Raw genomic sequence first — 9287 nt, 5'->3', positions numbered from 1 at the left:
GCCCGCGCCGCCGAGGAGGCCGCGCGGCGGGCCGAGCGCGAGGCGGCGGCGCGCATGGGCGAGGCGCTCGTGGACGAGCTCGAGGCCGCTCGCGCGGAGGTGGCGGAGCTGCTCGCGGGCCTCCAGGCCGCGCCCACGGTGAGGGCCGCGACCGACGCCTCGCGCCAGCTCGACGCCTGGCGCGCCACCGTCCAGCAGGCGGCGCAGGCGACGAAGGCGCGCGCCGAGGCGGGCGCGGAGGCGCTGCCCGGCGGCGAGGTGAAGCCGGGCGTGCGCGTCCGCATCGTCTCGCTCGGGCAGGAGGGCGAGGTCGTGGAGGTGGAGGGGAAGGACGCGCTCGTGCGGGCGGGGCCGCTCAAGGTCCGCCGGCCCGTCTCGGACCTCGTGCCGCTCGTGGGGAAGGCGAAGGACGCGGCGAGGCTCGGCCGCTCGCGCGCGGAGAAGCTCGCGGCGGCGGCCGAGGCGCGCCCCGACGCGCCGCGTGGCCTCGAGCGCCGCCTCGACGTGCGCGGGCTGCGGGTGGAGGAGCTCCTCCGCGAGGTGGAGCGCTTCCTCGATCGCGTCTACTCGGCCGGCGAGGCCGAGTGCCTCGTGCTCCACGGCCACGGCACCGGCGCGCTCAAGCAGGCGCTCCGCGATCACCTCTCCGCGTCGCCCTACGTTGGCGCGTTTCGCCCGGGCGACCGCCACGAGGGCGGCGACGCAGTGACCGTCGTCAGCCTCCGGCGCTGACGCCGCCGAACCCCCGATCCGCGAGGCCGCGCGCCGGCGCCGTCGAGCCCGTGAGCTCGCGGCCGCCGTCCCCCTCCTTCGGCCAGGGGAGGCGCGCCGCGATTTCGCTCTCAGTGTTGTCCACCCATGCGGGCGCAATTCCTGCCGGCCGCGCCAATTTTTCTGCGTTCGAGGGCTGGCCCGGTGTGGTAGAGAGGAAGCACCCGTCCGAGCCTGCGCTCCCTTTTCCGTTCAGGGGCCCGGACACACCGCCGAACACATTGATTTTCGGAGGCACTGCATGAAGGCTTTGAAGAAGCTCATCGCTGCAGCCCTCACCCTTGCGCTGCCGCTCGCGGCTCTCGCGCAGGCGCCTGCTGCAGAGCAGAAGCCCGCCGAGCAGACGCCGGCGGCGCAGCCCGCGACCCCGCCGACCGCGCCTCCGGCCAAGCCGCCCGCCGCGAAGGACGAGGTGAAGGTCACGCCCTACGGCTTCATCCAGCTGAGCGCGTACGCGAACGCGAACACGTTCGCGGCGAAGGACTACCCGGCCCAGGTCGCGCGCACGCAGGCGGGCGGCTCGTACCTCATGAGCGCTCGCTACTCGCGGTTCGGCGTGCGCCTCGCGCTCGACGACGAGAACTGGACCGGCGCGAAGCTCGGCGGAACGATCGAGTTCGACTTCAAGGCCGGCCACCTCGCGACCACGTCGACCACCTGGTACAACGGCGTGATGCGCCTCCGGCTCGCCAGCATGACGGCGACCTGGAAGCAGCCGGTCGGTACCTTCACGATCCTCGCCGGGCAGGACTACGGCATCGTGACGCCGCTGTTCGCGACCTCCATCACGCACACCGCCGACCCGATCTTCTGGCAGGCCGGCAACGCCTGGCGCCGCGCTCCTCAGATCCGCGCGTCCTGGGCCGGCACGCCCGAGATGCTGGGCCTGAACGTCGCGGCCGCGGTCCTCTCCCCGCAGACGAACGACGCCGCGCCGGTGTTCACGCCGGCCAGCGCCGACTACGGCTCCGGCAACGCCTCGCGCTTCCCCAGCCTCGAGGGCCGCGTCGGCGTCAACGCGAAGCTCGATCCGGTCACGGTCGCCGCGGGCGTCGGGTACCTGTACGGCAAGCGCCGCGTGAGCGACGTCACCGGCGGGACGGGCGCCACGAAGGACCTCGACGGCACGCTCCTCGGCGTCGACGTCAACGTGACCTCGCAGTGGCTCGACGTGAAGGGCGAGTGGTTCACGAACGACGGCGCGGGCGACACGTACAACCTGATCGCCGCCGGCGCGGGCGCGGTCGCGACGGGGACTCCCCCGGTCGCGACGGCCGCTCCCGACACGGTCGAGTCGGACGGCTTCTGGGCGCAGGCGGTCCTGAAGCCCATCCCCGAGGTCTGGCTCGTCGGCGGCTACGGCCGCGAGAAGACGGACGCGGGCAGCCGTAGGTCCGCCGGCCAGACCGCGGCCTCGGTCCGCCGTGAGAACGAGCAGATCCACGCCGCGGTGATCTTCAACGCCGGCAAGCACTGGAAGTTCGGCGTCGAGGGCGTCCGCACGACGACCACCTACGCCGACGGCCTCGATCAGGACGGCTGGCAGACCGCCGTGTCGTCGCAGTTCGTGTTCTAGGAAGCCGAAAGTACAGGGGGCGCCCGCGGTGTTGAATGCCGCGGGCGCCTTCGCACGTCCATAGGATCCCTTCTCGCAAGGAGCGGCACATGAAGAAGATGCTCGCCCCGGCCCTCGCGGCGCTCAGCCTCGCGCTCCCTGGTGCCGGACACGCGCAGGTGAAGATCGGATTCATCAACTCCATCACCGGCCCCGAGGCCCCCATCGGCGAGAACCTCACGAACGGCGTCGACATGGCCGTCGAGGACCTCAAGAAGAAGGGCGTCAACGTCCAGCTCATCAAGCAGGACGACACCGGCAAGCCGCAGGTGTCGATGAGCGCGATGGAGCAGCTCGCGACGGGCGACGAGGTCGCGGCGGTCGTCGGGCCCTACACCTCGGCCACGGCGAACGCGGTCGCGAAGCTCGCGAACCAGTACAAGGTGCCCCAGGTCGTCCCGGCCGCCGCGAAGGAGGAGATCACCAAGCAGGGGTACGACTTCGTCTTCCGGCTCAACGCCCCGGCCCACCAGTACGCGCAGTCGCTCATCGACGCCGCGAGCGAGCTCGGCAAGCCCAAGACCATCGCCTTCATCTACGAGTCGACGGACTTCGGCACGTCCGTCGCCGCCGCCGGCAAGGACTTCGCGCAGAAGAAGGGCCTCAAGATCGTCGCGGACGAGGCCTACCAGAAGGGCGCGCCCGACTACCGCTCCACGCTCACCAAGATCAAGGCGCAGAGCCCGGACCTCGTCTTCATGGTGTCCTACGTCGCGGACGCGATCCTGCTCATGCGGCAGTCGCGCGAGGTGGGGCTGAAGCCGCAGGCCTTCCTGGGCGGCGGCGCGGGCTTCGACACCGCGCAGTTCGAGAGCGAGAAGGACATCTCGAACCTCGTCTTCTCGGTGACGCAGTGGACGCCGGAGAGCTCCCCGGCCGCGCAGGAGTTCGCGGACCGTTACCTCAAGAAGTACGGGAAGAAGCCGACCTACCACGCGGCCTGCGCCTACGCCTCCATGACGATCGTGGGTGAGGTCGCGCAGCAGGCGGGCGGCGACCGCAAGAAGATCCAGGAGGCGCTCAAGGCCGGCAAGTGGAACGGCATCATGGGCAGCGTGGACTTCCGGGATTACGAGGGGTTCACGAACCAGAACGAGCTCGTCATGCCGGTCGTCCAGTACCAGGGCGGCAAGTCGGTGACGGTCTTCCCGAAGCAGCTCGCGAAGAAGAAGGCCGTCTACCCGTTCCCGGGCTGGAAGTGATGGGAGCGCCGCGTCACGCGGCGTGACCTTCGTACCTGGGGGCGGCGGGCCGGACACAGGCCCGCCGCCCCGTTCGTTTCGGGGGCGCGCGCCGGTCGCCCCCCGGTCGGCCGCCGATCGCCCTTTTTTCGCGCCCTGCGCGCTGACAGGCGTTGAAGTCGGCTCGACTGTTTGGTTACGCTCCCCGGCCCCTCTCGTTCTTCGCTCACCCTCGACCGGAGCCGCGGAGCCAGCCGAATGAACGTGTTCTTGCAGTCGGTGATCAGCGGGATCCTCGTGGGCGGCGTCTACGCGCTCATCGGGATCGGGCTGACGATCATCTTCGGCGTCATGCGCGTCATCAACTTCGCGCACGGCGACCTGCTCATGCTGGGGATGTACGCGACCTGGCTCGTCTTCTCGCGGCTCGGGATCGATCCCTTCGTCTCGGTGGCCATCACCGGACCGCTCCTGTTCCTGTGGGGAGCGTTCCTCCAGAAGACCCTCATCAACCGGGTGCTCAACGCGCTCCCGCAGAACCAGATCCTGCTCACGATCGGGCTCGGCCTCATCATGTCGAACTCGATCATGCTGATGTTCACCTCCGACTACCGGATCCTCACGACGACCTACTCGTCGTCGAGCTTCTCGCTCGGCGGGATCTCGATCTCGGAGCCGCTGCTCGTCGCGTTCCTCATCACGGCGGTGATCACCGCGGCGCTCTACTGGTTCCTCCTGAGGACCGACACCGGCCAGGCGATCCGCGCGACCGCCCAGGACCGCGACGCGGCGCAGCTCATGGGCATCAACGTGCAGGCGATGTCGGTGCTCGCGTTCGGCATCGGCTCCGCGCTCGCCGGGGTGGCGGGCGCGCTCATCTCGCCGACCTACTACATCTTCCCGCAGGTCGGCAGCACCTTCACGCTGAAGGCCTTCGTCATCGTGGTGCTCGGAGGGATGGGCAGCGTCATCGGCGCGACGCTCGGCGGCCTCATCATCGGGGTCACCGAGTCGCTCTCGGCGGTCTACATCGCCTCCGGCCTGAAGGAGCTCGTCGTGTTCGTGCTCTTCCTCGGGCTCCTCCTCTTCAAGCCGTCCGGCCTCCTCGGGAAGACCCGGGCCTAAGGGTGCACTCCATGGATCGGCGTCCCCTCCTCTCCCGAGCCCCCCGCGGCTTCTCCGTCCTCGGGCTCGTCCTCTTCGTGGCGGCGATCGCGGCGCTCGCGGCGTTCCCGAGCTTCGTGAAGAAGCCGTACGTCCTGCACATGGGGGTCGTGCTGTTCCTGGCGATCATCCAGGGCCAGGCCTGGAACGTCATCGGCGGCTACGCCGGCCAGTACTCGGTCGGCCACGCCGCGTTCTTCGGCATCGGCGCGTACGTCACGATGATGCTGCTCGAGCTCAACAAGACCGCCCCGTGGGTCGGGATCTGGGCGGCGATCGCGGCGGCGGTGCTCCTGTCGCTCGTCATCGGCAGCATCACCTTCCGGCTGCGCGGGCCCTACTTCGTGCTCGCCTCGATCTCGGTCACCGAGATCATCCGGCTCGCCGCCCTGCACTTCAAGGACTTCACCCGCGGCGCGGAGGGGTTCCTCGTCACCGAGATCCCGACGCTCAAGATCGGCGCGACCGAGATCGAGTTCTTCACGAAGCGCCCGTTCTACTTCGCGGCGCTCGGGCTCGCGGTCGTCACCATCATCGCGAACTGGGCCGTGCAGCACTCGAAGCTCGGCTACTACTTCCAGGCGATCCGCGAGGACCAGGACGCCGCCCATTCCCTCGGCATCAACCCCGCCTTCTACAAGAACGTCGCGCTCGCGATCTCGGCCGCGTTCACCGCCGCGGCCGGCGGCTTCTACGCGATGTTCGTGAAGTTCATCGACCCGAACACGGTGTTCGGGCTGGACGTGTCGGTGCAGTTCGTCCTCATCTGCATCATCGGCGGCATCGGGACGATCCTCGGCCCGGTGATCGGAGCGATGGTGCTCGTGCCGCTCTCGGAGATCCTCCGCAACCCCAAGGGGCTCGTGCAGCTCGGGATCGTCTCGTCCGACTCGGGGTTCGTGCGGTTCATCGAGGCGAACCTCTCGAACGCGCACATGCTCGTGTACGGCATCCTGGTGGTGGTGGTGATCCTGTTCGCGCCCGAGGGCGTGCTGGGCGTCATCCGCCGCCTCGCGACCCGGCTGCGCCGCCGCACGCCGTCGCGCGGGCGGACGGAACCGGCGGCGACGGCCTGAGGGAGGCGACCATGGCGATCCTCGACATCGAGCACGTCTCCAAGTTCTTCGGGGGCCTCGCGGCCAACTCCGACGTCTCCTTCTCCATGGAGCAGGGGATGATCATGGGCCTCATCGGCCCGAACGGCGCGGGCAAGACCACCCTCTTCAACTGCATCACCGGCTACTACCCGCCCTCGAAGGGCGAGGTGACCTTCAAGGGCACGCGGCTCAACGGGCTCCAGCCGGATCAGGTCTGCAGGCTCGGCATGGTGCGGACGTGGCAGAAGGTCCGCCCGCTCGCGAAGCTCTCCGTGGTGGACAACGTGATGGTGGGCGCGCTCGCGCGCACCTCGAGCCTCAGGGTCGCGCGCGAGCTCGCGATGGAGCAGCTCAAGGTCGTCCGCCTGGACCACAAGCCCGACTTCCTGGCGGGCGGGCTCCCCATCGGCGAGCGCAAGAAGCTGGAGGTGGCCCGCGCCCTCGCCACGAAGCCCGAGCTCCTGCTCCTCGACGAGGTGATGGGCGGCCTCAACCCCGCCGAGTCGGAGGAGATCATCCAGCTCATCCTCGAGCTCAAGAAGCGGGGCCTCACGCAGATGGTCATCGAGCACGACATGAAGGCCATCATGCGGATCTCCGACCGGATCGTGGTCCTCAACTCCGGCGAGAAGCTCGCCGAGGGCGGCCCGCGCGAGATCGCCGACAACCCCGACGTCATCGCCGCCTACCTGGGCGAGCGGGTCGAGTGACGGGAGACGACATGCTCCAGATCCGCAAGCTCAACTTCGCCTACGGCGACCTGCAGGTCCTCTGGGACGTCGACCTCGAGGTGAAGCAGGGGGAGATCGTCACCGTCGTCGGCGCGAACGGCGCCGGCAAGTCCACGATCCTGAGGAACGTCTCGCGGCTCGTCCGCCCGACCTCGGGGTCGATCACGTTCGAGGGCACGGAGCTCTCGCGCGTCCCCTCCCACAAGGTCGTGGAGATGGGGATCGTCCAGGTCCCGGAGGCGCGCCGCATCTTCCCGGAGATGACCGTCACCGAGAACCTCCGCATGGGCTCGTTCGTGAAGTCCACGCGCAAGGACCGCGAGCGCAACATGGAGCGGGTGTTCTCGCTCTTCCCCCGCCTCGCCGAGCGCAAGGGCCAGCTCGGCGGCACCATGTCCGGCGGCGAGCAGCAGATGCTCGCCATCGGGCGCGGCCTCATGGGGAACCCGCGCGTCATGCTCCTCGACGAGCCCTCGCTCGGGCTCTCGCCGCTGCTCGTGCGGAACATCTTCGAGATCATCAAGGAGATCAACCGCCAGGGAACGACCATCCTGCTCGTGGAGCAGAACGTGTTCCAGTCGCTGCGCATCTCCCATCGGGCCTACGTGCTCGAGACGGGCCGGGTGGTACTCTCCGGCCCGGGCGCCGAGCTGCTCGACAACGCGCACGTGAAGAAGGCCTTCCTGGGGATCTGATCATGGCGGACACGAAGCTCACCGTCGGCGACTGGATGACGCGGAACCCGATCACCATCGGGGACGACGCGTCGATCGTGGAGGCGATCCACCTCCTCCGCGAGCGGAACATCCGGCGGCTGCCGGTGATGAAGGGCGACAGGATCGTCGGCCTGGTGACGGAGAAGATGCTCCTCGGCTACATGCCGGCGAAGGCGACGAGCCTCGACCAGTGGGAGCTGCAGTACCTGCTCTCGAAGACGCCCGTCACCGCCGCCATGAACCCGAAGCCGCACACCGTGAAGCCGGAGACCCCCATCTCCGAGGCGGCGAAGCTCCTCCACGACCGCAAGCTGAACGGCGTCATCGTGGCCGGGACGCGCGGCGAGCTCGTGGGCATCCTCACCACGACGAACGCGCTCGAGGCGCTGATTCATTTTTCTAGATAGACGGGGGCTGCGCCCCCGCCCCAGCAGCGAAGCTGCTGGGGCCCCTCCCCGGAGTCGGCGGCCTTAATGCGCGCCGGGGGCTCGCCCTCAGCGCAGGAACATCTTCCCCGCGGCGAACAGGCCCACGGCGATGGCGAACGCTCGCATCCCGGCGGGCGGGAGCCGCTGCGCGAGCAGCGCGCCGATCCATCCCCCCGCCAGCGATGCGACCGCCATGATGGCCGCGACGCGCAGGTCCACCTTGCCGCTCATGGCGAAGAGGATCGCCGCGACGCCGTTCGTGAGCAGCGCGAGCAGCACCTTGAGGGCGTTCGCGTGCTGCATCGAGGACGGCACGAGGATGCCCATCGCCGCGAGCATCAGGATCCCGATGCCCGCGCCGAAGTAGCCCCCGTAGATGGAGATGAGGAGCTGGATGACCCAGTGCGCGAGGGGATGGTTGCCGACGGCGTGGCCGCCGACGAAGGTCTTGATCGGCCCCTGCAGCGCGAGGAGCGCGCAGGCGAACAGGATGAGCCAGGGGACGATCGCCGCGAACGCCGACTCGGGGAGCGCGAGGAGCAGCACCGAGCCGATCGCGCCGCCGAGCAGCGCGGGCACGCCGAGGGTGAGCGCGCGCCGCCGCTCCTCGCCGATGTGCCGGCGATAAGCCCAGACGGAGGAGAACTGGCCGGGCCAGAGCGCGACGGTGCTGGTGGCGTTTGCGCCGACGGGGCCGAGCCCGGCCGTGAGCAGCGCCGGGAAGGTGAGGAGGGTCCCGCCGCCCGCGACCGCGTTGATCAGGCCGGCGGCGGCGGACGACGCGGTCACGAGCAGCCCGTTGGCGAGCGTCACCGTTCGTGATTAGCACGGCGCGCCCCGGCGGCGCAGCCCCCGCCGGGCGATTGCCGGGCCCGCCGCGCGGCGGCAGATCCCGGCCGGAGGTCCCGATGCACGCGACCCTCGACCGAGCCGAGATCATCCACTTCGCGGGCTGGAGCCGGCGCTCGCCTGCGCTGCGCGACGGCGCGCCGGTCCTCGTCGGCCACGGGGAGGCCGGGGAGCGCTGCGGCTGGGAGCCGTTCTTCCGCGCGCTGGCGGCGAAGGGCCTCGCGGTCGCGTTCGATCCGGGGACGCCCGGGGAGCCGCGCTTCGTCCCGCGGGCGGAGGCGGAGCCGCACCTCGGCTCCGCTCGAAGGACTCCCGTCGCGGAGGCCCGACGGTTCCTCTCGGCCCTTCGTGGAGCGCCTCCCGCCGCGAGGTAGCCCGCCGCAGCCGTTACCTTCCGCGCCGGCCGCCGCGCGGACCGCCCTTGCCACCCTTGCCGCCGCCGCTCGGGCCCCTCCCGCCCTTCCCGCCCTGCGGCCGCCCGCCCTGTGCCTTCCCGCCCTGCGCCTTGCCGCCAGGCTGACCGCGCCGCCCCGTCCTGCCGGGCGACCCGGCGTGGCCCGAGGCCTTGCGCTCGCCGCGCCCCTCGGTCCGCCGAGCGCCGTGCTCCCGGTGGCCACGGCCGCGTGGGCTCCGGACCCCGCGCTCGCCGCCGTCAAGCTGTACGAGGTCGTGCTCGTCGCGGCGGCCACCTTCGGCCTCGCCCGGGCGCTCTGGAGCGACGACTCGGGGCGGGTG

The 9287-nt window shown here is 70.4% G+C and carries 11 protein-coding genes; 10 read left to right on the top strand and 1 reads right to left on the bottom strand.

Going from position 1 to position 9287, the window contains the following annotated elements; genetic code table 11:
- The 8 genes from MNZ39_RS21910 to MNZ39_RS21875 all read left to right on the top strand — a co-directional run.
- On the top strand, positions 1-732 hold a 732-nt coding region (locus tag MNZ39_RS21910), incomplete at its 5' end, for a Smr/MutS family protein (protein WP_242341227.1).
- Positions 733-1012: 280 nt separating this feature from the next.
- A complete protein-coding gene (locus MNZ39_RS21905) occupies positions 1013-2347 on the top strand; it encodes a hypothetical protein (protein WP_242341226.1) in 1335 nt (444 codons plus the stop codon).
- Positions 2348-2436: 89 nt separating this feature from the next.
- The gene (locus MNZ39_RS21900) at positions 2437-3588 is read left to right on the top strand and encodes an ABC transporter substrate-binding protein (RefSeq protein WP_242341225.1); all 1152 of its coding nucleotides are present in this window, start codon (positions 2437-2439) and stop codon (positions 3586-3588) included.
- A 237-nt stretch (positions 3589-3825) separates the two neighbouring features.
- Positions 3826-4692 (top strand): branched-chain amino acid ABC transporter permease, encoded by an 867-nt coding sequence (locus MNZ39_RS21895; RefSeq protein ID WP_242341224.1) that lies wholly within the window; start codon positions 3826-3828, stop codon positions 4690-4692.
- 11 nt (positions 4693-4703) lie between these two features.
- On the top strand, positions 4704-5807 hold the full coding sequence (locus MNZ39_RS21890; RefSeq protein WP_242341223.1) for a branched-chain amino acid ABC transporter permease: 1104 nt from the start codon (positions 4704-4706) through the stop codon (positions 5805-5807).
- An 11-nt stretch (positions 5808-5818) separates the two neighbouring features.
- Entirely contained in the window at positions 5819-6538 is a 720-nt protein-coding gene (locus tag MNZ39_RS21885) for an ABC transporter ATP-binding protein (protein ID WP_242341222.1), read from the top strand.
- An 11-nt stretch (positions 6539-6549) separates the two neighbouring features.
- Complete coding sequence (locus tag MNZ39_RS21880; RefSeq protein WP_242341221.1) at positions 6550-7254, top strand: ABC transporter ATP-binding protein; 705 nt, start codon at positions 6550-6552, stop codon at positions 7252-7254.
- Positions 7255-7256: 2 nt separating this feature from the next.
- Complete coding sequence (locus MNZ39_RS21875; RefSeq protein WP_242341220.1) at positions 7257-7682, top strand: CBS domain-containing protein; 426 nt, start codon at positions 7257-7259, stop codon at positions 7680-7682.
- 87 nt (positions 7683-7769) lie between these two features.
- Here MNZ39_RS21875 and MNZ39_RS21870 read toward each other — a convergent pair whose 3' ends face one another.
- Positions 7770-8516, bottom strand: coding sequence for a sulfite exporter TauE/SafE family protein (locus tag MNZ39_RS21870; protein ID WP_242341219.1), 747 nt, complete (start codon positions 8514-8516; stop codon positions 7770-7772).
- Positions 8517-8611: 95 nt separating this feature from the next.
- Here MNZ39_RS21870 and MNZ39_RS21865 point away from each other — a divergent pair, with 95 nt between their 5' ends.
- Together MNZ39_RS21865 and MNZ39_RS21860 are read left to right on the top strand one after the other, a co-directional pair.
- Complete coding sequence (locus MNZ39_RS21865) at positions 8612-8926, top strand: hypothetical protein (RefSeq protein WP_242341218.1); 315 nt, start codon at positions 8612-8614, stop codon at positions 8924-8926.
- Positions 8927-9104: 178 nt separating this feature from the next.
- Positions 9105-9287: hypothetical protein (locus MNZ39_RS21860; protein ID WP_242341217.1), on the top strand; the 183-nt coding region annotated here is incomplete at its 3' end.

It is taken from the genome of Anaeromyxobacter sp. SG66 (assembly GCF_022690805.1).
Lineage (GTDB): Bacteria > Myxococcota > Myxococcia > Myxococcales > Anaeromyxobacteraceae > Anaeromyxobacter > Anaeromyxobacter soli.
This window is presented reverse-complemented; position numbering and strand designations above follow the sequence as displayed.

Bases quoted from the DNA above. Each gene is read 5' to 3' on its own strand.
- MNZ39_RS21905 (WP_242341226.1), top strand. From the start codon at position 1,013: ATGAAGGCTTTGAAGAAGCTCATCGCTGCAGCCCTCACCCTTGCGCTG.
- MNZ39_RS21875 (WP_242341220.1), top strand. From the start codon at position 7,257: ATGGCGGACACGAAGCTCACCGTCGGCGACTGGATGACGCGGAACCCG.
- MNZ39_RS21885 (WP_242341222.1), top strand. From the start codon at position 5,819: ATGGCGATCCTCGACATCGAGCACGTCTCCAAGTTCTTCGGGGGCCTC.
- MNZ39_RS21865 (WP_242341218.1), top strand. From the start codon at position 8,612: ATGCACGCGACCCTCGACCGAGCCGAGATCATCCACTTCGCGGGCTGG.
- MNZ39_RS21895 (WP_242341224.1), top strand. From the start codon at position 3,826: ATGAACGTGTTCTTGCAGTCGGTGATCAGCGGGATCCTCGTGGGCGGC.
- MNZ39_RS21890 (WP_242341223.1), top strand. From the start codon at position 4,704: ATGGATCGGCGTCCCCTCCTCTCCCGAGCCCCCCGCGGCTTCTCCGTC.
- MNZ39_RS21880 (WP_242341221.1), top strand. From the start codon at position 6,550: ATGCTCCAGATCCGCAAGCTCAACTTCGCCTACGGCGACCTGCAGGTC.
- MNZ39_RS21900 (WP_242341225.1), top strand. From the start codon at position 2,437: ATGAAGAAGATGCTCGCCCCGGCCCTCGCGGCGCTCAGCCTCGCGCTC.